The sequence below is a fragment of the Streptomyces sp. NPDC050548 genome, assembly GCF_044457385.1.
Taxonomy (GTDB): Bacteria; Actinomycetota; Actinomycetes; order Streptomycetales; family Streptomycetaceae; genus Streptomyces.
Genome location: NZ_JBITGV010000009.1, coordinates 177,843 through 203,214, shown reverse-complemented (window position 1 = coordinate 203,214; position 25,372 = coordinate 177,843). Strand labels below are relative to the sequence as shown.

Sequence of the window (25,372 nt, the reverse complement as noted above, 5' to 3'; positions counted from 1 at the left end):
GAAGAGCGGCAGGGCAGTTAGGCCGAAACCGACCCGCGCCGATCACGCCTCACAGTGCCTCGTACAGGGCGTCGATCAGCGCCAACTTCCTTGGGTCGTCGGCGATATGAGGCCCCATGCGGTTCATCACGTAGCCCAACGACACCCCTGCGTCCGGGTCGGCCAGACCGCAGGAACCGCCGAAGCCGTCGTGTCCGAAAGCCCTCGGGTCGGGACCGTACGAGCCGTTCGGGCCACTGAGCCACAGACCGAGCCCGAGCTCCGTCTCGTGCGCGAAGCCCGCGCCCAGCACCAGATCACGGCAGCTGCCCTGGCCCTCGCGCACCCGCTCGGCCGCCTCGGGGGAGAGGACGCGGCGGCCGCCGTAGGAGCCGCGTCCGGCGAAGACGCCGTAGAGCGCGGCGATCGCACGCGCGGTGCCGTGGCCGTTCGCCGCCGGGATCTCCGCGGCCCGCCACTCCGGGGTGTTGGCCTCGGCCGCGCCCGCGATCGGGTTGGTCAGCGCGGCGATCGCGGCGGGCGCCAACTGGCTGAAGATCGCGGCCTGTTCACTCCTCGACGCGACAGGCGGATGCACCAGCTCGGCCGCCCGGCCCGCCTCCTTCTCCGGCAGTCCGATGGTGAAGTCGATCCCGAGCGGGCCGGTGACCTCCCGCTCCAGGAAGGCGCCCGGGAGCAACCCTGAGACCCGGCGCACGACTTCGCCGACGAGGAAGCCGTAGGTGAGCGCGTGATACCCGGACCGGGTCCCCGGCTCCCACCAGGGCTCCATGGCGGCAAGTCGACTGGTCGTCAACTCCCAGTCGTAGAGCTGAGCGAGGGAGTGCGGCTCGCGCAGGCCGGCCAGTCCCGCGCGGTGCGACAGTAGGTGTCGTACGAGAATGTTCTCCTTGCCGGCGGCGGCGAACTCCGGCCAGTACGTGGCCACTTGGGCGTCGAGGTCGAGCAGGCCGCGGTCGGCGAGGATGTGGGCGCACAGGGCCACCGGGCCCTTCGTCGTGGACCACACGTTGACCAGAGTGTCCTGCTCCCAGGGGCGGGTCCGTGCGGCGTCGGCCCAGCCGCCCCACAGGTCGACCACGGTCTCGCCGTCCACGGTGACGGTCACGGCGGCGCCCAGTTCGTCCCGGTCCCGGAAGTTCTCCTCGAACGCCGTGCGCACCGCCGCGAAGCGGGGGTCGCAGTGGCCGTCGATGGCTGGCTGGTGCTCGGACATGGTGCCTCCGTGGTCCGCCGTGGCTCCGGGCCGCGACGCTGCGGCCCGGACCCCCTGAACATACCGACTGGTCGGACTGGGTGGAAGGTGTCGTACGTTCAGTCGAGGAACAGCGTGCCCGAAGGCTCCCTGTGACCCGGTTCCGTGTGCCAGTAGTCGCGGGTCTCGACAGCCAGCCCGGACTCGTCGAAACGCGCGAAGACACAGCCGGCGAGCGTGGACGGCTCGCCGTCCTCCTCGGACAGCACCCTGAACTCGGCCACGGCGAGGCCGTGTTGACCGACGACCGGCGCCGAGAACCGCACGTCGCCCACCCGCTCCGCCGCGAACGACCAGCGCAGATACGCGGCCAACTCGGCCCGCCCGCGGTGCGGTTCGCGGAACGGCATCGAGCGGTGGACGCAGTCCTCGGCGTACAGCTCCAGCAGCGCGTCCACGTCGTGCTCCGCCCAGGCGCGGGCCCAGACGCGCACGAACCGTTCGGCGGCCTCACCGGTGTTCATCGCGAGCCCCTCAGACGTACGACCGCAGCCAGTCCAGCTTGGCCGCCTCCTGGTAAGGGCCGCCGCCCTCATGGTCGTTGAAGTCGTACACCTCGATCCGCTTGTCCTCGTGCGCCCAGGCGTTGAACGCGGCGAACACGGTCGAGGGCGGGCAGGTCTCGTCCTCCAGGCCGGTCGAGAAGAGGGCGGGCGCGCGGCCACGGGCGGCGAAGTGGACGCCGTCGAAGTACGAGAGCGTGCGCAGCACGTCCTCGGTGTGGCCACGGTGGGTCTTGAGGTAGTTGCCGATCTCCCGGTACGGGTCGCGATTCGTGAGGGTCACCGCGCGCGGGTAGTCGCACAGGAACGGCACGTCCGGCGCGACGGCGGCCAGGTCCCCGACCAGTCCGCCGACGGCGATCGTGATGCCGCCGCCCTGGCTCGCGCCGAGCGCCACCGTGCGAGACGGGTCGACCGCCGGGTGCGAGCGGGCCGCCTCCACGGCACGCACCCCGTCCGTGAACACCCGGCGGTAGTAGTAGTTCTCGGGGGCGTCGACGCCCCGGGTCATGAAGCCGGGGTATGCGGGCGCCCCGCCCACCGGGTCCGGGGTGCCCCCGCCGCCGCCCCATGCGCTGCCCTGGCCGCGCGTGTCCATGATGAAGTGCGCGCGGCCGGTCGACGCCCACAGCAGGTTCTCGTGCGGGAGCCCCCGTCCGCCGCCGTATCCGACGAACTCCACGACCAGCGGCAGGCGTTGGGCCGCGCCGGCCGGCAGCCGCAGCCAGCCCTTCACCGGGTGACCGCCGAACCCGGCGAACGTCACGTCGTACACCCGCACCGTGGACAGCCCGGTGTCGACCTCCTCGAAGCGGGCGTCGAGATCGTGCTCGCGAGTCTCCTGGAGGGTCTTGGACCAGAAGGCGTCGAAGTCCTCGGGCTCGGCGGACGCGCTGCGGTACTCACGGAGTTCGCCGAGCGGAAGGTCGAACAGGGCCATCGATGACCACCTTTGTGAAGGGTGAGCGCGGATGATCACACCGTACGTGTGACATCGGAGGACTCGCCAGACTCGTGCGGCGCCCCGCGCCTACCATGTCGGCATGTCGTCAGCCGTGGATCTGCTGGTCAAGGACGCCGAACTGCTCGTCGTGGACGGTGAGCGGGAGATCCCGGGCGGCTGGGTCGCCGTCACGGGTGGTCGGGTCACCGCCGTCGGTACGGGAGGGTCCGAGCCCGAAGCCGCCACGACCGTCTCGGCCGCCGGGCGGCTCGTCACCCCGGGCCTGATCAACACGCACCACCACATCTACCAGAACCTCACCCGCTCCTACGCGCCCGCCGTCAACGGCACCCTCTTCGACTGGCTGACCACGCTCTACCCGCTGTGGGCGAGCCTCGACGAGGAGGCCGCGTACGTATCGGCGTACGTCGGTATGGCGGAACTCCTCATGGGCGGCTGCACCACCTCCTCCGACCACCTCTATGTGCATCCGCGCCCCTACCTGGTCGACGCCGAGATCCGCGCCGCCCGCGACATCGGCTTCCGCTTCCACGCGACCCGCGGTTCGATGACGCGGTCCGTCGAGGACGGGGGACTGCCGCCGAGGAGCGTCACCCAGAGCACGGACGAGGTGCTCGCCGACAGCGAGCGGCTGATCAAGGCCCACCACGACCCCGAGCCCGGCGCGCTGATCCGGGTCGCGCTCGCACCCTGCTCGCCGTTCTCGGTCACCAAGGACGTGATGACGGCGACCGCGGAACTCGCCGAGCGGTACGACGTACGGCTGCACACCCACCTCGCCGAGGACCGGGACGAGGACACCTACTGCCTGGAGACCTACGGCTGCCGGCCCGTCGAGTACTTCGAGGACACCGGGTGGATGAGCGACCGCACCTGGGTCGCGCACTGCATCTACCCGAACGACGACGAACTGCGCCGTCTCGCCGCCGCCGGTGTCGGTGTGGCGCACTGCCCCAGCTCCAACATGCTCATCGGCGGCGGCACGGCCCGGGTGAAGGAGATGCGCGAACTCGGTCTGCCGGTCGGCATCGGCTGCGACGGCTCCGCCTCCACCGATCACGCCTCGTTGTGGATGGAGACCCGGGGTGCCCTGCTGCTCGGCCGCTACCGGGGCGGCCCCGGCGCGATGACCGCGCGCGACGCCCTCGACATCGCGACCCGCGGCTCGGCGCGCTGCCTGGGCCGCGCCGACGAGCTGGGGCACCTGCGGCCGGGCGCGTGTGCCGACCTGGTCGTCTGGGACCTGCACGAGGTCGCCCTGGCCGGCGCGCTGAGCGACCCCGTCGAGGCGTGGCTGCGCTGCGGGCCGGCGCGGGCGTGGACCACGGTCGTGGGCGGGCGGGTCCTTGTCGACCGTGGTGAACCGGTGCTGCCCGCGCTGGGGGATGTGCTGCGGGACCATGGGCGGGTCGCACGGCGGATGCAGCGGGGGGTGTAACGGCCGTACATGTGCGGGGCTTCGCTTCAGGGTTCTCGCGTCACGCCCGCCGTCGGGTCCACTGCGGTTCGGTGAGCGCCCAGTCCCGTTCCCACTCGGCCAACCGGTGGCGCAGCGCGACCCGTCGGGTCACCGTCGACGCGAGCAGCACGAGCCCGACCGCACCGCCCGTGGCCCACATGCCGACCGTCAACGTGTGCTGCCAGACGGCCACTTCGCCCGGCGGCGGTGCCACACTGCGGCCCTTGGCGTCGAACCACACGCTCACCACGTCACCGCGACTCGTCCCCGCGGGGACCGTGGCCGTGGCCGTACGGGTTCCCTTGCCCGGTTCCGTCCAGCGCACCGCCACCAGGAAACTGTTCGGGTGACTGCCCTCCACGGCGGGGAGTGCGGCGGGCGGGGCGCCGATCACCTTCGCGTGGACGCGATGGCGGTCGGCGCGCGCGGTCGCGGCGACGGTCCGGGCCTGGTCGTGGGCCCACAGACCCGCGGCGGCCCCGGCCAGGGGCGCACAGACGAACAGCAGGACGGTGACGGCAATCGTCGTCCACTTCTCCACGACATCCGACCGGCGCCGCAGCGGATTGTGCCGGCTGCGCCGACTCCGTACCCGGTTCCGCACGTCGACCTCCTCGCCGTCACCGGAGCCGAGAAGCGCGAGGAATCCCGCTCTCTCGACACCGCGCACGCATGCGAGCGTCCACACAGCAGTCGTACCCCCTCAGGGGCACTTCCCTCAACCGGAGCCGGAGAGATCGCCGGGCGCGAGCCTCAGCCGAAGCGCTCGATGCGGATGCGGTCCACCGGCTGGCCCGCCTCCACCAGCAGTCGTGACGCGTGCTCGGCGAAGCCGTTGGAGCCGCACACATAGGCCTCCCACCCGCCGGGAGGCTGCTCGGCCAGGAGCGGCGCCAGATGTGCGGCGGCCATACGACCCACCGGTACACCCGCCGGCGCGGTGCGCGTGAACACGGTCGTCGTCTCGGCGCCGTACTCCCGCGCGTAGATCAACTCCTCGGGGCCGCGCGCCGACACCACCAGCCGCAGCGGTACGGACAGCCGCCGGGTCCGGTGCTGCCGGAGCATCGACATCAGGGGTACGACTCCGGAACCGGCGCCGAGCAGCAGCGCGGGCCGGTCGCCGGGCCAGGCGAAGAAGCCGCTCAGCGGGCCGCGCACCTCGACCTGGTCACCGGGCTCGGCCACCGTGTGGAACCAGCCGGAGACCTCGCCGCCCTCGACATGGTCCAGGGTCAGTTCCACATGCCCGGTGTCGTCCGGGTGGGAGGCGATGGAGTAGTGGCGCTGCGCCACATAGCCGTCCTCGGCGCGCAGCCGCAGCATCAGGTGCTGGCCCGCCAGATGGCCGCTCCAGGCGGGCACCGCGAACCGGAACGTCGAGGCGTGCGGGGTCTCCCGGCGGATCTCGGTGAGCGTGGCGGTCTGCCACACGGCGGCGGCCCGGTTGCTCACGGCGATCCGTCCCGGCACCGCGAACCTGGTGGTGGGGGCGAAGGTGTCAGTCACCGGAGTACCGCTGTTCCTCCCAGGGGTTGCCCCGCGCGTGATAGCCGTTCTGCTCCCAGAAGCCCGGCTCGTCGTGGTCGAGGAGACGCAGGCCCGCGATCCACTTGGCGCTCTTCCAGAAGTACAGGTGCGGCACCAGCAGCCGGGCGGGGCCGCCGTGCTCGGCGGGCAGCGGCTTCCCGTCGTACTCCCAGGCGATCCAGGCACGGCCGCCGGTGACGTCGGAGAGCGGGAGGTTCGTGGTGTACCCGGTGTGCGAATAGGCGACCACATGTGTGGCGGACACACGGGGCCGCACCACATCGAGGAACGCGTCCAGCGAGACACCCCCGAACCGCACCCCGAACTTCGACCAGCTCGTCACACAGTGGATGTCGCCCTCGTACGCCGACGCGGGCAGTTCATGGGCCTGCGTCCAGTCCCAGGTGTGCGGCTCCGCCACCAGTCCGTCGACACGGAAGGTCCAGTCGGCGGGCGCGAGGTCGGGGGTGACCTCGGCGGACAGGACGGGCCAGTCGTCGCCCGCGTCGTACTGACCGGGCGGCAGGCCGGCGTCGGGGACGCGGGGGCGTCCGGTGAAGCCTCGGGTGACGTGCATACGGGTGGAGCCTCCAGGTCGCTGCGGCGCGGGTCCGCCGGGCGAGCGTGATCAGTGGGTTCTCGTTTCAACGGTACGCGTCCACCGGGTATGCCCAGGTCCGAGGGGTACCGCCGATCATTGCGGCCGTATGAACTCTCCGGGCTCCGGGGAATAGCCGCCCGGCGGGCGACCTTGGTCTTGAGTGCCGGCGATGTGGTGACTGCGAAGGAGAGTGAGGGAGCAGATGCCGAAGGCGTACGTCTTCACGCGTTACGGGGGACCTGAGACGGAGGCGCTCGTAGAGGTCGACCGGCCGAGTCCCGGTCCCGGTGAAGTCCTTGTCGCGGTGCGCGTGGCCGGGGTGAACCCCGTCGACTGGAAGCTGCGCACCGGCTACCGGCGGCCCGGCGAGACGGACACCCGCACGTTCCCCGCGGTCTTCGGCAACGAGGTCTCCGGCGTCGTCGAGGAGATCGGCGCGGGCGTGGACGGCATCGCCGTCGGCGACGAGGTCTTCGGCAACACGGTGGCCGGCGGCTACGCCGAATACGCCCTGCTCCCCGCGACGATCACCGCGCACAAGCCCGCGGAGCTGTCCTTCCGGGACGCCGCCACCCTGCCCGTCGCCGCGGCGACCGCCTACGACGGCGTCCGCCAGCTCGACCTGCCCGCCGGCGCGACCGTGCTGGTCACCGGCGCGGGCGGCGGCGTCGGCTCGGCGGCCCTGCAGATCGCCCGGGCCCTCGGACTGCGCGCCGTGGGCGTGGCGAGCGAGGGCAAGAAGGACTTCGTGGAGTCGCTGGGCGCGGTCCACGTCCCGTCCGGACCGGACCTGGCCGTACGGGTGCGGGCGGTCGCCCCGGACGGTGTCGACGGCGTCTACGACCTCGTCGGCGGCGAGGTGCTCGCCGAGGCCGCGACCCTGCTCACCGACCCCGCGAAGCTGGTCACCGCCGGGGCCCCCGCCCCCGAGGTCGAGAAGCTCGGCGGCGCCCGGGTCCAGCGGGCCCGCGGCACGGCCGTCCTCGACGCGGTCGCGCGGCTTGTGGTGGGCGGCGAGCTGGACCCGCACGTGACGCGGACCTTCCCGCTCGATCAGGCCGGCGAGGCCCTGCGCACCGTCGAGGACGGTCACGCGCGCGGCAAGATCGTGATCGAGGTCACCGCATGAGCACGTTCGACGAACGCGTCCTCGACAACCCCGCACGCGCCGCCCTCACCGGCCCGCACGCCCACTTCGCCGAGCGGCGCGGCCGGGTCCTGCGCTACCCGGTCGACGTGACCCCGTGGCTGGCCCTGCCCGACGAGCCCGACGCCGACGACTGGGCGGACGTCGCCGCGCTCGCCGGGCCCGGCGCGGAGATCCCGCTGCTGGGCTTCCGGGGCCGGGTACCGGACGACTGGGAGATCACGTTCGACATCGACGGTGTGCAGATGGTGGACGACGGGATGGCCGCCGCACCGGATCCCGAGGCGATCGTCCTCGGTCCGGTCGACGTCCCCGAGATGCTCGATCTGGTGGAGCGGACGAAGCCGGGCCCCTTCCTGCCCCGGACCGTGGAACTCGGCACCTACCTGGGAATCCGCCGCGGCGGTGCCCTCGTCGCCATGGCGGGCGAGCGTCTGCACCCGCCCGGCTGGACCGAGATCAGCGCCGTCTGCACCGACCCCGCCGCCCGCGGCGAGGGACTCGCGAGCCGCCTCATCAGGGCCGTCGCCCACGGCATCCGCGAACGCGGCGAGACCCCGTTCCTGCACACCGGCGCGGGCAACGCCACCGCGATACGGCTGTACGAGTCCCTCGGCTTCCGGCTGCGCCTTCACACCGCGTTCCTCGCGGCACGGGCGCCGGAGCACCTGACCGAGACCCGGGCCGTCGGGGTGTCGTAGGAACGGCTCCTCAGCTCTTCTCGGCGGGAGCCTCGCCCGACCACGCGTTGTAGCGCTCCAGATAGCCGGCGAACCGCCGCAGATCCTCCTCCGGCCAGTCCGCCAGCCGCTCACGGAAGGCGGCCTGGCGGTTCGCCGTGACCCGGGCGAGGATCCGGCGGCCGGCCTCGGTCAGATGCAGGACCTGGACCCGGTGGTCCTCGGCATCGGGACGCCGTTCGATGAGGCCGGCCCGCTCCAGGGCGGCGACCTGACGGCTGACCGTGGACTTGTCCAGGGCGTAGTGCGCGGCCAGGTCGGTGGCCCGACGGCCGTCGCGCTCCTCCAGATGACTGAGCAGGGTGTACGACACCAGGGACAGCTCGGGGTGCAGCCGGCCCGCCGAGGCCCGGGCGCGCCGCGCGAAGGCGGTCATCTCGCGCTGGATGGTCTCCACGGCCCGGTCCGCTCGCACTGCGTCTCCTTCGCTCTCCTGGTTGCACAGTACAACTCGGTGCGGAGCCCGGCTCCTCGTCGGCCCGGTCCTTCGGGTACTGTTGCGCTCCGTCGCGGACGTCCGCGACCCTGAACTCCTTGGAGGTGAGACCCATTTCCGCTGTGTCATGCCGGGTGCTCTCACCTCAGGACAGCTCGGATCACCGCTAGCAGGTGACCGCGAGAGCGCCCTTCGGCCACCTTCCGAAAGGCTCTCGGCTTCCATGCCTTCTCCTTCCCCCGTTTCCCCCGCCTCCGTCGTCGCCGCGCTCCGCGCCGCGGGCTGTGTCTTCGCCGAGGACGAGGCGCGGCTGATCCTCTCCGCCGCCCGCACCCCGGACGAGGTCGCCGCCATGGTGGACCGCCGCGTCGAGGGTCTCCCTCTCGAACTCGTCGTCGGCCACGCCGAGTTCAGGGGGCTGCGCATCACCGTGGAACCCGGTGTGTTCGTGCCCCGCCGCCGTACCGAGTTCCTCGTCGAGCAGGCCCTCGCGCAGTCCCCGGACGCGTCCGTCGTCGTGGACCTGTGCTGCGGTTCCGGCGCGGTCGGCGCGGCCCTGGCCGCCGCCCTCGGCCAGGTCGAACTGCACGCCGCCGACATCGACCCCGCCGCCACGCGCTGCGCCCGCCGCAATGTCGCCGCCTTCGGCGGGCACGTCCACACGGGCGACCTGTTCGCCGCGCTGCCGGGCGAGTTGCGCGGACGCGTCGACATCCTCGCGGCCAACGTGCCCTACGTCCCCAGCGGCGAGGTCGGCTTTCTGCCCGCGGAGGCCCGTGAGCACGAGCCGCTGGTCGCCCTCGACGGCGGCGCCGACGGCCTCGACGTACTCCGCGAGGTCGCCGCCGGCGCACCCGACTGGCTCGCCCCCGGCGGCTGTCTGCTCGTCGAGACCGGCGAACGTCAACTCCCCTCAGCGGTCGAGGCGTTCAGGAGCGCGGGCCTTGAGACACGGTCGGCCTACTCCGAGGAGCTGTACGCCAACGTCGTGATCGGCGTCGCGCCGGCCGGCTCCGTCAGGTCGTAGCGCCGCTGCCGGACGGGCTGGGCGAAGGTGAACCGCTCGGGCCGCCGCGTCCCCACGGGCCGTGGCCGCCCCGGAACCCGCCCGGCCCGTCCTGGCCTTGGCCCTTGCGGTCGAAGGTGCCCGTGAAGGCCCGGTCGGCGGTCCTGGTGCCGCTGTCGGAGCGGGTGCCGATCAGGGAGGCGGTGTCGCCCTTCTTGAGGGCGGCGGAGTTCTGGGCCGTGGCGTCGGAACCCACGGTCCAGGTCCACGAGGTCCCGTCGTCGCTCTTGACGGTGACCTGGTCGCCGTCCACCTTCGTGACCGTTCCGCGCTGCCAGATGCGTACGACCCACTTGCCGGTGGAGTCGTCCTTGACCGTCGCCTCGCCGTGCACGGCCTTGCCGCCGACGCCGAAGCCGAACCACATGCCGCCTCCGTGCCGGAAGCCGGGCCCGCCGGGCGACGGCGAACCGGACGGGGCGGAGGACCCGGCCGCGGCGGGAATCGCGTCGCTGCCCGAACCTCCGGAGGTCGCCGCGTAGGCGACACTGCCGCCCAGTGCGAGCACACCCACGGTGACCGCGGCGATCACCGCCCGGGCCCGCTTCGAACGCTGCCGCCACAGCCGGTCGAGACCGTGCTCCCGCTCGGCCCCGCCGGGTCCGGTGAGTACCTCCCACTCGGGTGCGTGGTCCGGCATCGGCGGTATCGCCCCGGCGCTGTGGTCGTCGTGTTCAGGGTCGTGCGTCACGGCTCGCTCCCTCGGCCCGGGCGTACGGCATCCCGCGGCACGCCTCCCTGTGATTCTCGACTCCCCCCGATAAGGAACAGGTAACGGCTCCCTGTGAATCGCCCTGTGAATCCGGGGACCGGCCCGCCGGAGCCATTGTGCAACTAGTTGCACAAACCTCGTTCCGTCCTCTACAAAAGAGGCACGACACCGCGCACGGAGGGCCCGATGAGCCGTTACCCGCACCTGCTGAACCCCCTCGACCTGGGCTTCACCACACTGCCCAACCGGGTCCTCATGGGCTCCATGCACATAGGCCTGGAAGAGGCCGAGCGCGGTTTCGAGCGCATGGCGGAGTTCTACGCGGCCCGGGCGCGGGGCGGTGTCGGCCTGATCGTCACCGGCGGCATCGCGCCCAACGAGGCCGGACGGCCCTACGAGGGCGGCGCCAAACTGACCACCGACGCCGAGGCCGCGCAGCACGCCGGGATCACCGCCGCCGTGCACCGCGAGGGCGGCCGGATCGCGCTGCAGATCCTGCACTTCGGCCGGTACGCCTACCACCAGGACCTCGTCGCGCCGAGCCCCCTCCAGGCGCCGATCAGCCCCTTCCCGCCCCGCGCGCTCACCGACGCCGAGGTCGAGCAGACCATCGAGGACTACGTCCGCACCGCCCGCCTCGCCCGGCAGGCCGGCTACGACGGCGTCGAGATCATGGGCTCCGAGGGCTACCTCATCAACGAGTTCATCGCCGCCCAGACCAACCACCGCGACGACCGCTGGGGCGGCTCCTACGAGAACCGGATGCGCTTCCCCGTCGAGATCGTGCGCCGGGTGCGCGAGGCGGTCGGCGAGGACTTCATCATCGTCTACCGGCTGTCCATGCTCGACCTCGTCCCCGGCGGCTCCACGCTCGACGAAGTCATCAGCCTGGCCAGGGCAGTTGAGGCTGCCGGGGCGACCATCATCAACACCGGCATCGGCTGGCACGAGGCCCGCATCCCCACCATCGCGACCTCGGTGCCGCGCGGCGCGTACACCTGGGTGACCAAGAAACTGATGGGCGCGGTGTCCATCCCGCTCGTGACCACCAACCGCATCAACACCCCTGAACTGGCAGAGCAGTTGCTCGCCGACGGGTACGCCGACATGGTGTCCATGGCCCGCCCGATGCTCGCCGACCCGGACTTCGTCGCCAAGGCCGCCGCAGGCCGTTCCGACGCCATCAACACCTGCATCGGCTGCAACCAGGCCTGCCTCGACCACACCTTCAGCGGGAAGATCACCTCCTGCCTGGTCAACCCGCGCGCCTGTCACGAGACCGAACTCGTCCTCGCGCCAACCCGGTTGCGCAAGCGCGTCGCGGTCGTCGGCGCGGGCCCGGCCGGACTCGCGTGCGCGGTCTCCGCCGCCGAACGCGGCCACCAGGTCACGTTGTACGACGCCGCGAGCGAGATCGGCGGACAGCTCAACGTCGCCCGACAGGTCCCGGGCAAGCAGGAGTTCGACGAGACGCTGCGCTACTTCCGCACCCGGCTCGCCGAGCACGAGGTCGACGTACGCCTCAACACCCCTGTGACGGCAGGTGACTTGGCGGACCACGACGAGGTCGTCGTCGCCACCGGTGTCACCCCGCGCACCCCCGACATCCCCGGCGTCGACCACCCCAGCGTCGTCGGCTACCTCGACGTCCTGCGTGACCGCGTCCCCGTCGGTGAGCGCGTCGCGATCCTCGGCGCGGGCGGCATCGGCTTCGACGTCGCCGAATTCCTCACGGACGGCGGCGACAAGGCGAGCGAGGACCCGGAGACGTACTTCCGCGCCTGGGGCGTCGACATGGACTACGCGGCCCCGGGCGGCCTCGCCGCACCCGAACGGCCCGCCCCGCCGCGCACCGTCCACCTCCTCCAGCGCAAGGAGACCAAGGTCGGCGCCGGACTCGGCAAGACGACCGGCTGGATCCACCGCGCCGAACTCAAGCACCGGGGCGTCACCATGGTCCCCGGCGTGCGGTACGACCTGATCGACGACGCCGGACTGCATGTCACCGTGGGCGAGGAGAGCACGGTCCTCGCCGTCGACACGATCGTGCTGTGCACCGGACAGGACCCGCGCCGCGACCTGTACGACCGACTGGCCGCCGCCGGACGCAGCGTGCACCTGATCGGCGGTGCCGACGTCGCCGCCGAACTGGACGCCAAACGGGCCATCAAGCAGGGCACCGAGGTCGCCGCCGCCCTCTGAGAGCCGTCCCTAGGATGACCCCATGTCACTCCCGCACGCGATCCTCACCGCCCTTCTGGAGAAGCCGTCCTCGGGCCTTGAGCTGACCCGGCGTTTCGACAAGTCGATCGGCTACTTCTGGTCTGCCACGCACCAGCAGATCTATCGCGAGCTGGGAAAACTGGAGGCCGAGGGCCAGATCCGGGAGCTCACCCCCGAGCAGCCGGCCCGCGGCCAGAAGAAGAGCTACGAGGTGCTGCCCGCGGGCCGCGCCGAACTGGCCCGCTGGACCGCGTCCGCCCAGGACCCCAAGCCGCTGCGCGACACGATGCTGCTGCGGCTGCGCGCGGCGGCGGTGGTCGGCACGGACGGCATCGAGGCCGATCTGCGCCGCCATCTCGACCTGCACCGGCGGCAGTTGGCGGAGTACGAGGAGATCGAGAAGCACGACTTCCCGCCGGACAGGGACAGCCCGCAGGACCGGCTGCGGCACCTCGTGCTGCGCGCGGGCATCGACCTGGAGACCTTCTGGACGCAGTGGCTCACGCACGCGATCGAGGAGTTCGCCGAGTTGCCGTAGGACATGGACACGGACATGGACACGGATGAGGGGCCGCCCGATGACCGGGCGACCCCTCATCCGTGGGGACAATGAGGACGGTCAGAGCCGGTAGGGCTTCGCGCGTCTGCGGAGGAACCAGGCCGTCGCGATGACACCGGTTCCCACCAGGCCCGCGCCGACTCCCAGGGTGAGCGGGCCGTAGTCCTTCGTGGCCCCGCCGAGCCCGCCCATGACACCGCGCGAGGGCGAGGCAGTGGCGGTGGCCCTGGGGGTCGCGGCGGCGGAGACGATCACGGTCTGGGTGCCCACGGGTGTGGTGGCGTTCTGGCACATGACGATGACGGTGTAGGTGCCCGGAGTGACGTTCGTCCAGGCGGTGGACTGGCTGACGGTGGTGCCCGCCAGGGTCGCCTTCCGCCCCTCGGCGAAGCTCGCCTGACTGCTGGTGAGCAGTGAGCCGGTACCCCAGACGCCGGTGGTGCGGTTCTGGGAACACGCGCTGGTGGTGACCGAGACGGTGGTCCCGGTCGTGCTCACGGAGATCCCCGAAGCCGCGCCGGCCGGGCCGGCGGTCAGGGCGAGGGGAAGAGCGGCGGCGGCTGTCACGGTCAGGCCGGAGCGGAGTAGTAGCTGAGAAATGCGCATGGGACTGCCCTCCAACGGCACGGTTGGCGGAACATCCCTTGCGCCGCCGGGATCGGGAAACGGCCGTGCTGCCTCCAAGGAAGCCAACGCGCCCCCGGCCCGTCCCGCACCCGGACGGCCACCGGGCAGGTGACGGATTCCTTCGTCCGGCTCAGGGAGGGACGCGGCCAGGAGCACGCGCGCACTCACCAGGCGGGCGCCGCCCGCAGCAGTCGCTCCCGTACGAGCGTGACGTGCGGATTGTCCGGAGAGCCGGGGCGGCGGGTGAGATACGAGGTGTTGATCGGCGGGTCCTCGGGCGTCAGCAGTGGCACCAGCGCGCCGGACGCCAGCTCGTCGAGGCAGAGATACCGGGGGAGCACGGTGACACCGGCACCCGCCACGACCGCCGCCAGCACCCCGCGCAGATCGGGCACCGTGATCGCGGCCTGCCCGCCGAGCCGGGTGCCGAACACGTGCCGCCAGTAGCGCCGGGCGATCGGCAGATCCTCCGCGTACGACACGAGGGGCACCCCGCGCAGCGCGGCGGGCCCCTCTGCCGCGACCCGCCCGGCACCGATGTACTCGGCCCACGCGGGCGCGGCGACCAGCACGAACTCCTCGTCGGCCAGCGGCTCCCAGGTCAGCGTCCGCCCGCGCGGCCGGGCGGTGGCGATCACCAGGTCGTAGCGGCCGCCCCGGAGCCCGTCGAGGAGGTCGTCCGTCAGTCCCGGGCTGACCCGGAGCCGTACACCCTCGCCGGTCAGCGGTGCCAGGGCGGGCAGTACCCGGGTGCACAGCAGCTCGGCAGGGCCCGCCAGCTGCACGGGCTCCGGAGTCTGGTCCGCGCCGAGGGCGCCGCGGTCCGCCACGACGGCGAGCTCGTCCAGCGGCGCCGCGACCTGCGCGGCCAACTGGTCCGCCACCGAGGTCGGCACGACACCGCGCGACCGCCGCTCGAACAGCTCCCGGCCCAACTGCTCCTCCAGTGACCGGATTTGAGTCGTCACCGTCGGCTGCGACAGCCCGAGCAACCGCCCCGCCGCCGTGAACGAACCGGCCCGGTGCACGGCGAGGAACGTGCGCAGGAGGGAGAGGTCGAGCGGTGCGGCGGCGGCCGGGGCGGAGTGCGCCGAGCCATTGGAATTCCCATGGGCCATGAGACGGATCCTACGGTTCGCTTATGGTTTGGCCTCGCCCGTCGTCACCGTCCGCTCCGCCGAGAACCCTCCCCACGTACCGTCGGGCAGCCGTGCCCTGAGCCGCACCCGATGGCTGTCCCCGGCCTCCCGACCCACGTAGAAGCTGTACGTCGCCCGGTCGCGCGGCGCGGTCCCGCCCCAGACGAGGGAGGTGGCCGGCTGCCCGTCGAGGTTGATCTGATACTCCGTGACCACCCCGTCCGTGCGCGGCGGCACCCAGGACAGGTCGATGTAGTACGCCCCGTCGTCGCCCCGGTGGGTCTTCGCGCTGAACTCCGTGGGGGCCGTACCCTCCCCGTCGTCGCTGCCCGGTGCCGTGGTCAGCGGGACGGCCGTACTCGCGGGGGAGAGGTTGTCGGCGGCGTCCCGGGCCCGGACGGTGAAGGAGTAGCGCGTGCCGGGCCGCAGCCCCGTGACCACGGTCGCCGTCTGGGCGCCGCCCACACTGTGGATCTTCGCCCCGCCCTGGTAGACGTCGTACGACACCACACCCCGGTCGTCCGTGGAGCCGCCCCAGGACAGCTGGACCGCCCGGCTGCCGATGACCCGGCCCTGCGGCGCGCTCGGGCGGGTGGGTGGCGAGTGGTCCGCCGCGACGGCGACCGGTGTGCGCGCCTTCACCTCTCGGCTGCGCGGTCCCAGGCGGCCGTCGGTGTCCCGGGCCCGCACGGTGAAGGCGTACATGGTGGCGGGCTTGAGCCTGGTGACGTCCACCATGTGCTCGGAACCCGGTACTTCCTTCACCTTCGTGGTGCCGCGATAGATCTCGTAGGTGCCGACGGCTGGGGTCGCCGTCACCGCGTCCCACATGACGTGCACGCTGGTCGCGCTCCCCGCCGCGGCTGTGACGCCGACCGGGGCGCCGGGCGCGTGACCGTCTCCGTCACCACCCGTGCCGCAGGAGGCGAGCAGCAGTAGCGCGGCGCAGGTGAGAGTGAGGGTGGCCCGGACGCGTCGCACGATTCTGCCTCCCCGGCATTGCACGGGCATCACACGAGCTGAAAGGTCCGGACCAATATGGCGCGGGTGGGGCGATCGCATCAAGAGGGGCGTCGTTGAAGATCCGTCGCGAACGTTACGTATGCTGAGCTCCTCACGGCTGAACTCACCCCTGTGAGCGGGGAGTTCATGCCGGTGGCGCGGACCGCTGTCGTCGCTGATCCCGCGCCGGCGCGGGTGGTCGGGCGGCCGGAGCCGATGTGGGCTCCGGCCCCCGGCCCCCGTCGGAAGCGATCCGGACTCGCCGGGATTCGGGGGCGTGCACCGTCCGGCCCCCTATCAGTGGCCGCGTGATCGGACCGGTACCAGGGTGGGCTGAGTGTCCGTCAGATCCCCCAGGAGAGGGTCCTCATCGTGCGTGTCCAGACGCTGACGCTGGTCGCGGCCGGCGCCGCCCTGCTCGCCCCGACCACGCTGCCCGCCTCACCGGCCGCATTCGCCCGACCCCAAGCGGGGCCGGCGGCGCTGCGTGAGGGCGATGTCGCGGCGGCCGACCTGCTGGCCAAGGTGCGTGACTGCGCCCCCGTCTCGCGCGGCCGGTACCGCACCGACGACGGGGAACCCGCGTCGGTCCCGGTCTGCGGCACCAAGGAGGCCGTCTACTGGAAGGCCGACATGGACATCGACTGCGACGGGCAGGCCGGTACCCGCTGCAACGCGCGCACGGACCCGCTCTTCTCCGCCATGACGGCGTACCAGCAGTCCGACGGCCGCTATCTGGATGCCGAGCGGCTCCCGTACATCGTGGTCCCGGCCGCCAGCACCCTCTGGAACCACCGGGACCACGGGATCGGCGGCGGTTCGCTCGCCGCAGTCGTCTACCGGGACCGGGTGCAGTACGCCGTCGTAGGAGACGTCGGCCCGCACGACATCATCGGCGAGGCCTCGTACGCGACGGCCAAGGCCCTCGGTATCCGTGCCGATCCGCGCGGCGGCGGGACGGACACCGGGGTCACCTACATCGTGTTCAAGGACTCACGGGTGAAGCCCATCGAGGACCATGCCGCCGCCGTGGAGAAGGGGCAGCGGCTGGCGCGGCTGTTCGTGGGGGGAGCGGTCGCGCGGGAGGGTCGTAGGGCATCGGGCGGCTGACGGCGTCAGACCGCCGACCAACCGTCGTCGACCGGCAGGATCACACCGTTGATGTTGCTCGCCGCGTCCGAGGCGAGGAACACGATCGCGGCGGCCTGCTCCTCGGGCTGGGCCACGCGGCCGACGTTGACGAAGTGCGGGCCGAGCGCCGCCGGGCCGAGGGCGGTCCGGTCGGCGTCCACGCTGATGTTGGTCGCCGTGCCGCCCGGGGCGATGGCGTTGGCGCGGATGCCCTGCTTGCGGTACATCACCGCAAGGGACTTCGTCAGGCCCACGACCCCGTGCTTGGAGGCCGTGTAGGCGGCGCCCGCCGCGCTGCCGCGGAAGCCGGCCTCCGAGGCGGTGTTGACGATCGCGCCCCGGCCCGCCGCCAGCATGTGCGGCAGCACGGCCCGGGTGAGCAGGAAGGGCGCGGTCAGATTGACCCGGATGACCCGCTCCCACTCCGCGTCGGCCACGTCTGCCACGGCCGACATGCGGTCCATGATCCCCGCGTTGTTCACGAGGACGTCGACCCCGCCGAACCGTTCCACGGTGGTCGCGGTCACCTCGTCGACGACCGCCTGCTCGCTCAAGTCGCCCGTGACGGCGACAGCGATCCCGCCCGCCTGCTCGATCTCCTTGACGACCGCCTCGGCGCCGTCGGCGTTCAGATCCGCCACCACGACCTTGGCGCCCTCCGCGGCGAAGGCGAGCGCGGCGGCGCGCCCGATGCCCGAACCCGCTCCGGTGACGATGACGCTGCGTCCGTCGAGTCCACTGGTCATGACGTGCTCCTGTTCGTCGTGCGAGGCCTCTGGGCCCGTTGTGCGCTCACCATACGACTTAATGTCTGCGAGTGACATAAAGTCGGCGGGTGGGTCATGGTGCAGAATCCCGGGAGGTCACGACCGCAGCCGGAGGGGAACTGATGACCGCATCCAGCGGACGCACGGGACGACCGCCGCTCACCGAGGCGCGCAAGGCCGAAATCCGGCTGGAGATCGCCCGGGCGGCAGTGGAACTGTTCGTCGCCCAGGGCGTGGCGGCGACCACCGGCGAGCAGATCGGACAGGCGGTCGGCGTCTCGGCACGCACCGTGTGGCGATACTTTCCGAGCAAGGAGAGCTGCATACGACCGCTGTTCTCGGCCGGTATCGACGTCATCGCCGCCCGGCTGCGCGAGTGGCCGCCCGGACTCCCCCTGGAGGACCTCTGCGACCCGGACCTGGCGACCGGCCTCCTCACCGCGACCAGCCCCGACGGCGCGACCGGCAGCGCGCTGGTACGCCTCACCCGCACCGAACCGGGCCTGCGCGCGATCTGGCTCCAGACCTACGACGAGGCGGAACCGGCGTTCGCCCGCGCACTCGCCGACCGCGCCGGCCTGCCCGCGGGCGACCTGCGCCCCATGATCCAGGCGGCGATGCTCAACGCGGCACTGCGCGCGGCGGTCGAACGGTTCGTCTGGAGCCCGCCCGGGACCGCGCCGGACGCGGTGACCGGGGAGACCGAGGTGGCGGAGACGCTGCGCGCGGCGCTGGCGATCGCGGCGGAAGGGGTGTCGTGACGGTCGTGACGTAGGAGGGGGTTTCGGGGTGGGCCCTTCAACAGGTGGGTGTCTCACACCTTCCGATAGGTGTACGCCTCCGCGGCCGCCGCCTCCACCGCGTCGAGGTCCGCTCCCGTCGACGCCGTGACGACCGCGGCCACCGCACCCTCGACGAACGGGGCGTCCAACAGGCGGGTGCCGGGCGGGAGTTCGTCGCCCTCGGCGAGCAGGGCCTTCACGGTGAGTACGGCGCTGCCCAGGTCGGTGAGGACGGCGACCCCGGCGCCGCGGTCGACGGACGCGGCAGCGGCGGCGATCAGTTCGGAACTGGTGCCGAGCCCGCCGCCCTCGGTGCCGCCGGCCGGAGCGAGCGGCACGGCCGCGCCGCCGCCCGCGAGGCCTCGCGCCAACTCGGCCACAGAAGCGGCGACTTGAGCGCTGTGCGACACCAGCACGATCCCGACGAGCTTCTCGTCACTCACCGGTCGCCTCCGCGGCTTCCTGGAGCGCGGCGATCAGCAGCGCGGACGAGGTGGCGCCCGGGTCCTGGTGCCCGATGCTCCGTTCCCCGAGATAGCTGGCCCGGCCCTTGCGGGCCTGGAGGGGAGTGGTGGCCACGGCGCCCGCCTCGGCGGCGGTCCGCGCCGCGTCGAAGCCCTCCGGCAGCGCGGCGACCGCCGGGACCAGCGCGTCGATCATGGTCTTGTCCCCGGGCGCGGCTCCGCCGAGGGTCATGACCGCGTCGACTCCGGTGCGCAGCGCGCCGGCGAACTCCTCCTCGCTCACCTCGGCGGCGTCCCCGAGCGCCTTGCCGGTGCGGCGCAGCAGCGTGCCGTAGAGCGGTCCCGAGGCGCCGCCGACGGTGGATATGAGCTGTCGCCCGGCGAGGGTGAGGACGGCGCCGGGGGTGTCCGGCGCCTCCTTCTCCAGGATGGCCGCCACGGCGGTGAACCCGCGCTGCAGGTTCGCGCCGTGGTCGGCGTCGCCGATCGGCGAGTCGAGTTCGGTGAGCCGTTCCGCCTCGCGGGCGACGGAGGCTGCGGTCGCCGTCATCCAACGGCGGAAGAAGTCGGCGTCGAGCACGGGATCTCCTTGCGTGGTGGGTGAGTTGGCCGAACGCGCCGACGTGTCACACGCCCCAGCGCAGCCCCGGCGTCTTCACCGGCGCGTCCCACAGCCGCAGCAGCTCCTCGTCGATCTGGCACACGGTGACCGAGGCGCCCGCCATGTCGAGGGACGTGACGTAGTTGCCGACCAGCGTGCGGGCGACGGCGACCCCGCGCTCGGCGAGCACCCGGTGCACCTCGGCGTTGAAGCCGTACAGCTCCAGGAGCGGGGTCGCGCCCATGCCGTTGACCAGCACCAGCACCGGATTGCTCGGCGGCATGTCCTCCAGGATCGCGTGCACGGCGAAGTCCGCGATCTCGCCGGAGGTCATCATGGCCCGCCGCTCCCGGCCCGGCTCGCCGTGGATGCCGACGCCCAACTCCAGCTCGCCCGGCGGCAGATCGAAGGTGGGGCTGCCCTTGGCGGGGGTGGTGCAGGCGCTGAGCGCGACGCCGAAACTGCGCGAGTTCTCGTTGACCTGCCGGGCGATCGCCGTCACCCGGTCGAGCGGCTGCCCCTCGGCCGCGGCGGCACCGGCGATCTTCTCGACGAACAGGGTGGCCCCGGTTCCGCGCCGCCCCGCGGTGTAGAGGCTGTCGGTGACGGCCACATCGTCATTGACCAGCACCTTGGCGGTCCGGATGCCCTCGTCCTCGGCCAGCTCGGCCGCCATGTCGAAGTTGAGGACGTCCCCCGTGTAGTTCTTCACGATGAAAAGCACCCCGGCCCCGCTGTCCACCGCCGCCGCGGCACGCACCATCTGGTCGGGCACGGGGGAGGTGAACACCTCGCCAGGACAGGCCGCGGACAGCATCCCCGGACCCACGAACCCGCCGTGCAGCGGCTCGTGCCCCGACCCGCCACCGGAAACCAGCGCGACCTGCCCGGCCACGGGGGCGTCCCGCCGTACGATCACCCGGTTCTCGACGTCCACGGTCAACTCGGGGTGGGCGGCAGCCATGCCCCGCAGGGCGTCCGTGACCACGGTTTCCGCGACGTTGATCAGCATCTTCATCGGTACCTCCTGGCGAGACTGGCAGATGTGTCTCCGACCTTGGTCTTCGCTGGTCAGAGTGGGGTGCGGCGGCTTTTGGTCCTGGCGGTCCTTGGCGGTTCTCGTCGGTTCCGGCAGTCGCGAGCGGGTTGTGTCGGGGCTGATGCTGACTTGGTGCTGACTTTGAAAGTATCGACCTTGAGGCAGCGAAGGTCACGGGCTGGGACGCTCAGGCCGTAGGTGCCGGCATGATGGTGGTCATGTCCATGTACCGAAAGGTCCATGCCGCGTAAGCGGCCCGGCGCGTTGCGCGCCGAACAGTCTCTCCGTGTCGCCCGGGGCTTGCCTCCGGAGCGGATCCACGGGCTCTCCGCCCGAACCAGCGCCGCCATAGAGCGAGTGGAGAGGTTCTCGGGCGACTACTACGTCTGAGATGCCCTCGGTGTCACCATCACGGGTCGTTTCACTTACAAGTCCCGGAACGGAAGGGCGATACGGCAGTCCCCCCAGCTCGACGCCCTTCGGGCAGCAACCGTGCGATGCCTGCCGCGCCGAACGTGTCCTGGGTGGCCGGCGGAGGACATCTCGACCTCGACTGGTTCAAGCTCGTGATGCGGACAGTGAAGCTGAACTTCCACATCTCACACCTGCGCGCCGTCATCCCGTACGCGCTGCAGACCACGGCGATCGAACTCCCTGTCAGCGGCAAGGGCGGCTGACGGCATGGCGGCAGAGATCAGGCGCCCGGAGGTCGGCGATGGCTGGTACTCGATCTTCACCTTGAGCGCCGCGCCGGGTTCGACACCGGCCGTTGGTAGCGTCGGCACCGTGCGCCTGCCGACAGGCACATGACGCTCGACCGGAGAGAGACGTGATGTCCCCGACGATTCGCAGGGCCGTGATTCCCGCCGCAGGGCTCGGCTCCCGGCTGCTGCCGCTGACGAAGGCGACACCGAAGGAGATGCTGCCGGTCGGCGACAAGCCGGTCATCGAGCACACCGTCCGCGAGCTGGTGGACTCCGGCATCACCGACATCACCATCGTCGTCTCGGGCGGCAAGTCCCTGATCCAGGAGCACTTCCGCCCCAACCCCGCCCTCGTCGACCAGCTCCGCGAAGACGGCAAGACGGCCTACGCGGACGCGGTGGAGGAGGTCGCGGAGCTGGCCCGGCAGGGCCACATCACCTACCTCGACCAGTACGGCCCCTACGGCAACGGCACCCCCGTGCTGAACGCCGCCCGGGCCTTCGGCAACGAGCCGGTGCTCGTGCTGTGGCCCGACGACGTGTTCGTGGCCGAGGTCCCGCGTGCCCAGCAACTGGTCCGCGCGTATGAGCAGACCGGCTGCCCGGTGCTGGCCCTCATGCCGATGGACCCCGTCGACTCCCAGCGCTACGGGGTGCCCATCGTCAAGGAAGATCTCGGGGACGGGCAACTGCGCATCACCGGCCTGGTCGAGAAGCCCGAGCCCGCTGCCGCGCCGTCGTCGTACGCGGCCATCGGCGGCTATGTCGTCACCCCCGGGATCATCGACGAACTGCGCGAGCAGACCCGCCGCTGGTACGAGCGCAGGACCGGCGAGGTCTACCTGACCGACGCCATCAACGCCTACGCGGCCACCCGCGCGGTGTACGGACAGGTCATCCAGGGCCGCTGGTACGACACCGGCAATCCGGCCGCCTACATGGTCGCCCAGATGGCGTTCGCGCTCGCCCATCCCGAGTACGGCCCCGTTCTGCGCGGCATGGTCGCCGAACTCGACGTCGACCGTGCCGCCGTGAGCCAGGCGAAGACGACCTAGCTGACCTGCGCGGCGGTCGCGCCGTCGTGGAACCTGCCGAGCGCGATCGGCGAGGGAGGGCCGCCGTACCATGAGCAGGCGTTTGCGCGAAACGGGTCGGAACTGAAGGCGGCACGCATGGGTATCGGGGACGACACCGGCTCCCTCGACGAGGCGGCGAACGTGTTCATGGCGGCCCGTCCCCAGCTCTTCGGCATCGCCTACCGCGTGCTCGGCAGCGCCACCGAGGCAGAGGACGTCCTCCAGGAGGCGTGGCTGCGGTGGCAGAACACCGACCGTGACGTCGTCCGCGAGCCGAAGGCGTTCCTCGCCACCGTCACCGCGCGGCTGGCGCTCAACGTCGCCCAGTCCGCGCGGGTGCGCCGCGAGTCGTACGTCGGACCCTGGCTGCCGGAGCCGGTCGACACGCGCGCGGATCCGCAGCTGGGCGCCGAGCGGGCCGAGGCGCTCGACACGGCGGTGCTCTTCCTGCTGGAGCGGCTCAACCCCGTGGAACGGGCCGCCTATGTGCTGCGGGAAGCCTTCGACTACCCCTACCAGCAGATCGCGGACATGCTGGAGACCAGCGAGACCAACACGCGTCAGTTGGTGAGCCGTGCGCGCAAGCACCTCGCGTCGGAGCGCCGCAAGCCCGTCGAGGCGACCGAGCACCGACGGCTGATGGAGGTCTTCCTCGCCGCGGCGCAGACCGGCGATCTGGCCGTGCTGGAGAACATCCTCGCCGAGGACGTGGTCAGCTACACCGACGGGAACGGGCTGCGCGGGGCGTCCAGGATCCCGGTCGTCGGCCTGGTGCACGTCTCCAGGTATCTCGCCGCGTTCGCGCCGCGTTTCTGGCCGGAGAAGGAGATCCGCTGGGTCGAGGCCAACGGCGGCCCTGCCGTCCTCGTCACGGCCGAGGGGACGGCGGTGGTGCTGCTGACCCTCGACATCTCGGAGCGCGGCGTCGAGCGGGCCATGTGGGTCATGAACCCGGAGAAGCTGGCACCCTACGCGGCCTCGCTGGGCGGCGGCGCCACGTCCTGAGCTGTCACAGATCGCCGGGCTGCCCGGTCGTACGGGGTGAAGACCCCAGTGATCGGAGTGGACCGTGGCTGTCACCGAACAATGTCTCGCGACCATGGTGCTGGTGATCGGCACCGGAGGAGCCGGCTTGCGGGCGGCGATCGAGCTGGCCGAGGCCGGCGTCGACGTCCTCGCCGTCGGCAAGCGCCCCAAGGACGACGCCCATACGGCGCTGGCGGCCGGCGGCATCAACGCGGCGCTGGCCACCATGGACCCCGAGGACAGTTGGCAGCAGCACGCCGCCGACACCCTCAAGGAGAGCTACCTCCTCGCCGACCCCCGCACCGTGGAGATCGTCACCCGGGGCGCCGCCCGGGGCATCGAGGACCTGGAGCGCTACGGCATGGACTTCGCCAGGGAGGAGGACGGCCGGATCTCCCAGCGGTTCTTCGGCGCGCACACGTTCCGCAGGACCGCCTTCGCCGGCGACTACACCGGCCTGGAGATCCAGCGCACCCTCATCCGGCGCGCCGAGCAACTGGACATCCCGGTGCTGGACGGCGTGTACATCACGCGGCTGCTGGTGCACGAGGGTGCCGTGTTCGGCGCGTACGGTTTCGACCTCACGAGCGGACGGCGCTACGTCATCCACGCCGACGCGGTGATCCTGGCCGCAGGCGGCCACACCCGCATCTGGCGGCGCACCTCCTCGCGGCGCGACGAGAACACCGGGGACTCCTTCCGCCTCGCCGTGGAGGCCGGGGCCCGGCTGCGCGACGCCGAACTGGTGCAGTTCCACCCGTCCGGCATCATCGAGCCGGAGAACGCCGCCGGCACCCTGGTCAGCGAGGCCGCCCGCGGTGAGGGCGGCATCCTGCGCAACGCGCTCGGGGAACGCTTCATGGCCCGCTACGACCCCGAGCGCATGGAACTCTCGACCCGCGACCGAGTGGCCCTGGCCGCGTACACGGAGATCAAGGAAGGGCGCGGCACGCCCAACGGCGGCGTGTGGCTCGACGTCTCGCACCTGCCCCGGCAGAGGATCATGACGCGGCTGCCCCGCGTCTACCAGACACTGCTGGACCTGCAGATGCTGGACATCACCCGCGATCCGATCGAGATCGCGCCCACCGCGCACTACTCGATGGGCGGGGTGTGGGTGCGCCCCGAGGACCACAGCACCGACGTACGCGGCCTGTACGCCATCGGCGAGGCGGCGAGCGGACTGCACGGCGCCAACCGCCTGGGCGGCAACAGCCTCATCGAGCTGCTGGTGTTCGGCCGCCTCACCGGTCGGGCCGCCGCGGCGTACTCGCAGTCCCTGACCGCACAGCCGCGGTCCGCGTCGGCCGTCGCGGAGGCCCGTGCCGAGGTCGACGGACTCCTTGTCTCCGACGGGCCCGAGAACGTGCGGGCCCTGCAACGCGCCATCCGCGACACCATGACCGAGCACGCCGGTGTCGTACGCGACGAGGACGGCCTGCGTGCCGGACTCGCGGAACTCGCGGTGATCGAGAAGCGCATCGAGGCCGTCGGTATCCACCCGGACATCGCGGGCTATCAGGATCTGGCGCACGCCTTCGATCTCAAGTCGGCCGCGCTCGCGGCCCGGGCCACCCTCGAATCGGCGCTGGAGCGCCGCGAGACGCGTGGCTGCCACAACCGCAGCGACTATCCCGGCCCGGATTCCGCTCTGCGCGTGAATCTCGTGTGGTCCCCGACGACGGGCGTCACCCGCGAGGACATTCCGGCCGTGCCCGACGAGATTTCCGCCCTGATGCAGGAAGTCTCGACCGCGGGGAAACTCGTCGAATAGGTCGAGCAGGGGGTGTCACAGACAGAGCCGGTGCCCGGTCACTAC

At 71.8% G+C, this 25,372-nt stretch carries 27 protein-coding genes; 12 read left to right on the top strand and 15 right to left on the bottom strand.

What is annotated here, in order from left to right:
- Positions 1 to 49: 49 nt before the first annotated feature.
- From ACIBJH_RS25405 to ACIBJH_RS25395, 3 genes are all read right to left on the bottom strand, one after another.
- The gene (locus ACIBJH_RS25405; protein ID WP_399119143.1) at positions 50 to 1,216 is read right to left on the bottom strand and encodes a serine hydrolase domain-containing protein; all 1,167 of its coding nucleotides are present in this window, start codon (positions 1,214 to 1,216) and stop codon (positions 50 to 52) included.
- A gap of 98 nt (positions 1,217 to 1,314) precedes the next feature.
- Complete coding sequence (locus ACIBJH_RS25400; protein ID WP_399119142.1) at positions 1,315 to 1,719, bottom strand: nuclear transport factor 2 family protein; 405 nt, start codon at positions 1,717 to 1,719, stop codon at positions 1,315 to 1,317.
- 10 nt (positions 1,720 to 1,729) lie between these two features.
- On the bottom strand, positions 1,730 to 2,698 hold the full coding sequence (locus ACIBJH_RS25395; RefSeq protein WP_399119141.1) for an acetylxylan esterase: 969 nt from the start codon (positions 2,696 to 2,698) through the stop codon (positions 1,730 to 1,732).
- A 103-nt stretch (positions 2,699 to 2,801) separates the two neighbouring features.
- Between ACIBJH_RS25395 and ACIBJH_RS25390 the strand changes: the two genes are divergently transcribed.
- The gene (locus ACIBJH_RS25390) at positions 2,802 to 4,160 is read left to right on the top strand and encodes an 8-oxoguanine deaminase (protein ID WP_399119140.1); all 1,359 of its coding nucleotides are present in this window, start codon (positions 2,802 to 2,804) and stop codon (positions 4,158 to 4,160) included.
- A gap of 40 nt (positions 4,161 to 4,200) precedes the next feature.
- On the opposite strand, the gene ACIBJH_RS25385 is transcribed toward ACIBJH_RS25390, so the two are convergent.
- The 3 genes from ACIBJH_RS25385 to ACIBJH_RS25375 all read right to left on the bottom strand — a co-directional run bounded on the left by ACIBJH_RS25385 (position 4,201) and on the right by ACIBJH_RS25375 (position 6,288).
- Entirely contained in the window at positions 4,201 to 4,785 is a 585-nt protein-coding gene (locus ACIBJH_RS25385) for a hypothetical protein (RefSeq protein ID WP_399119310.1), read from the bottom strand.
- Positions 4,786 to 4,934: 149 nt separating this feature from the next.
- A complete protein-coding gene (locus ACIBJH_RS25380) occupies positions 4,935 to 5,690 on the bottom strand; it encodes a ferredoxin reductase (protein ID WP_399119139.1) in 756 nt (251 codons plus the stop codon).
- Positions 5,683 to 6,288: a sulfite oxidase-like oxidoreductase gene (locus ACIBJH_RS25375; RefSeq protein ID WP_399119138.1), complete on the bottom strand. Its 606-nt coding sequence runs from the start codon at positions 6,286 to 6,288 to the stop codon at positions 5,683 to 5,685. Before ACIBJH_RS25375 ends, ACIBJH_RS25380 begins: the two co-directional genes overlap by 8 nt.
- A 226-nt stretch (positions 6,289 to 6,514) precedes the next feature.
- On the opposite strand from ACIBJH_RS25375, the gene ACIBJH_RS25370 reads away from it, so the two are divergent.
- Together ACIBJH_RS25370 and ACIBJH_RS25365 are read left to right on the top strand one after the other, a co-directional pair.
- Entirely contained in the window at positions 6,515 to 7,441 is a 927-nt protein-coding gene (locus ACIBJH_RS25370; RefSeq protein ID WP_399119137.1) for an NADP-dependent oxidoreductase, read from the top strand.
- Positions 7,438 to 8,160: a GNAT family N-acetyltransferase gene (locus ACIBJH_RS25365; protein ID WP_399119136.1), complete on the top strand. Its 723-nt coding sequence runs from the start codon at positions 7,438 to 7,440 to the stop codon at positions 8,158 to 8,160. The genes ACIBJH_RS25370 and ACIBJH_RS25365 overlap by 4 nt, the downstream gene beginning before the upstream one ends.
- 10 nt (positions 8,161 to 8,170) lie before the next feature.
- Here ACIBJH_RS25365 and ACIBJH_RS25360 read toward each other — a convergent pair whose 3' ends face one another.
- Positions 8,171 to 8,575 (bottom strand): MarR family winged helix-turn-helix transcriptional regulator, encoded by a 405-nt coding sequence (locus ACIBJH_RS25360; protein WP_399119309.1) that lies wholly within the window; start codon positions 8,573 to 8,575, stop codon positions 8,171 to 8,173.
- 283 nt (positions 8,576 to 8,858) lie between these two features.
- Here ACIBJH_RS25360 and ACIBJH_RS25355 point away from each other — a divergent pair, with 283 nt between their 5' ends.
- Positions 8,859 to 9,662 (top strand): putative protein N(5)-glutamine methyltransferase, encoded by an 804-nt coding sequence (locus tag ACIBJH_RS25355; protein ID WP_399119134.1) that lies wholly within the window; start codon positions 8,859 to 8,861, stop codon positions 9,660 to 9,662.
- On the opposite strand, the gene ACIBJH_RS25350 is transcribed toward ACIBJH_RS25355, so the two are convergent.
- Positions 9,652 to 10,392, bottom strand: a complete 741-nt coding sequence (locus ACIBJH_RS25350) for a hypothetical protein (RefSeq protein WP_399119133.1) — start codon at positions 10,390 to 10,392, stop codon at positions 9,652 to 9,654. The two genes, ACIBJH_RS25355 and ACIBJH_RS25350, sit on opposite strands and share 11 nt — an antisense overlap.
- A 207-nt stretch (positions 10,393 to 10,599) precedes the next feature.
- Here ACIBJH_RS25350 and ACIBJH_RS25345 point away from each other — a divergent pair, with 207 nt between their 5' ends.
- Entirely contained in the window at positions 10,600 to 12,615 is a 2,016-nt protein-coding gene (locus tag ACIBJH_RS25345; protein WP_399119131.1) for an FAD-dependent oxidoreductase, read from the top strand.
- 22 nt (positions 12,616 to 12,637) lie between these two features.
- Positions 12,638 to 13,174 (top strand): PadR family transcriptional regulator, encoded by a 537-nt coding sequence (locus tag ACIBJH_RS25340; RefSeq protein WP_399119130.1) that lies wholly within the window; start codon positions 12,638 to 12,640, stop codon positions 13,172 to 13,174.
- Between the two features lie 81 nt (positions 13,175 to 13,255).
- On the opposite strand, the gene ACIBJH_RS25335 is transcribed toward ACIBJH_RS25340, so the two are convergent.
- From ACIBJH_RS25335 to ACIBJH_RS25325, 3 genes are all read right to left on the bottom strand, one after another.
- Positions 13,256 to 13,801 carry a hypothetical protein gene (locus tag ACIBJH_RS25335; RefSeq protein ID WP_399119129.1) on the bottom strand — a complete coding sequence of 182 codons (546 nt, stop codon included), beginning with the start codon at positions 13,799 to 13,801 and terminating at the stop codon, positions 13,256 to 13,258.
- Positions 13,802 to 13,986: 185 nt separating this feature from the next.
- The gene (locus ACIBJH_RS25330) at positions 13,987 to 14,940 is read right to left on the bottom strand and encodes a LysR family transcriptional regulator (protein WP_399119128.1); all 954 of its coding nucleotides are present in this window, start codon (positions 14,938 to 14,940) and stop codon (positions 13,987 to 13,989) included.
- Between the two features lie 21 nt (positions 14,941 to 14,961).
- Complete coding sequence (locus ACIBJH_RS25325) at positions 14,962 to 15,942, bottom strand: fibronectin type III domain-containing protein (protein ID WP_399119127.1); 981 nt, start codon at positions 15,940 to 15,942, stop codon at positions 14,962 to 14,964.
- A gap of 393 nt (positions 15,943 to 16,335) precedes the next feature.
- Between ACIBJH_RS25325 and ACIBJH_RS25320 the strand changes: the two genes are divergently transcribed.
- The gene (locus ACIBJH_RS25320) at positions 16,336 to 17,073 is read left to right on the top strand and encodes a glycoside hydrolase family 75 protein (RefSeq protein WP_399119126.1); all 738 of its coding nucleotides are present in this window, start codon (positions 16,336 to 16,338) and stop codon (positions 17,071 to 17,073) included.
- 5 nt (positions 17,074 to 17,078) lie between these two features.
- Here the strand turns inward: ACIBJH_RS25320 and ACIBJH_RS25315 are convergent, their stop codons facing one another.
- A complete protein-coding gene (locus ACIBJH_RS25315) occupies positions 17,079 to 17,840 on the bottom strand; it encodes a glucose 1-dehydrogenase (RefSeq protein WP_399119125.1) in 762 nt (253 codons plus the stop codon).
- Positions 17,841 to 17,983: 143 nt separating this feature from the next.
- Between ACIBJH_RS25315 and ACIBJH_RS25310 the strand changes: the two genes are divergently transcribed.
- Positions 17,984 to 18,622, top strand: a complete 639-nt coding sequence (locus ACIBJH_RS25310) for a TetR/AcrR family transcriptional regulator (protein WP_399119124.1) — start codon at positions 17,984 to 17,986, stop codon at positions 18,620 to 18,622.
- 53 nt (positions 18,623 to 18,675) lie between these two features.
- Here ACIBJH_RS25310 and ACIBJH_RS25305 read toward each other — a convergent pair whose 3' ends face one another.
- Genes ACIBJH_RS25305 through dhaK form a run of 3 tightly spaced genes read right to left on the bottom strand, consistent with a single transcriptional unit; the run spans position 18,676 to position 20,726 of the window.
- Positions 18,676 to 19,086, bottom strand: coding sequence for a PTS-dependent dihydroxyacetone kinase phosphotransferase subunit DhaM (locus tag ACIBJH_RS25305; protein ID WP_200708717.1), 411 nt, complete (start codon positions 19,084 to 19,086; stop codon positions 18,676 to 18,678).
- Entirely contained in the window at positions 19,079 to 19,687 is a 609-nt protein-coding gene (dhaL, locus tag ACIBJH_RS25300) for a dihydroxyacetone kinase subunit DhaL (RefSeq protein WP_399119123.1), read from the bottom strand. Before dhaL ends, ACIBJH_RS25305 begins: the two co-directional genes overlap by 8 nt.
- Before the next feature lie 46 nt (positions 19,688 to 19,733).
- Entirely contained in the window at positions 19,734 to 20,726 is a 993-nt protein-coding gene (gene dhaK, locus ACIBJH_RS25295) for a dihydroxyacetone kinase subunit DhaK (protein ID WP_399119122.1), read from the bottom strand.
- A 518-nt stretch (positions 20,727 to 21,244) separates the two neighbouring features.
- On the opposite strand from dhaK, the gene ACIBJH_RS25290 reads away from it, so the two are divergent.
- From ACIBJH_RS25290 to ACIBJH_RS25275, 4 genes are all read left to right on the top strand, one after another.
- Complete coding sequence (locus ACIBJH_RS25290; RefSeq protein WP_399119121.1) at positions 21,245 to 21,424, top strand: hypothetical protein; 180 nt, start codon at positions 21,245 to 21,247, stop codon at positions 21,422 to 21,424.
- A gap of 155 nt (positions 21,425 to 21,579) precedes the next feature.
- A complete protein-coding gene (locus ACIBJH_RS25285; protein ID WP_399119120.1) occupies positions 21,580 to 22,506 on the top strand; it encodes a UTP--glucose-1-phosphate uridylyltransferase in 927 nt (308 codons plus the stop codon).
- 117 nt (positions 22,507 to 22,623) lie between these two features.
- Positions 22,624 to 23,532 (top strand): RNA polymerase sigma-70 factor, encoded by a 909-nt coding sequence (locus ACIBJH_RS25280; RefSeq protein WP_399119119.1) that lies wholly within the window; start codon positions 22,624 to 22,626, stop codon positions 23,530 to 23,532.
- A 94-nt stretch (positions 23,533 to 23,626) separates the two neighbouring features.
- Positions 23,627 to 25,327 carry an L-aspartate oxidase gene (locus tag ACIBJH_RS25275; protein WP_399119308.1) on the top strand — a complete coding sequence of 567 codons (1,701 nt, stop codon included), beginning with the start codon at positions 23,627 to 23,629 and terminating at the stop codon, positions 25,325 to 25,327.
- The last annotated feature ends 45 nt before the right edge of the window (positions 25,328 to 25,372 follow it).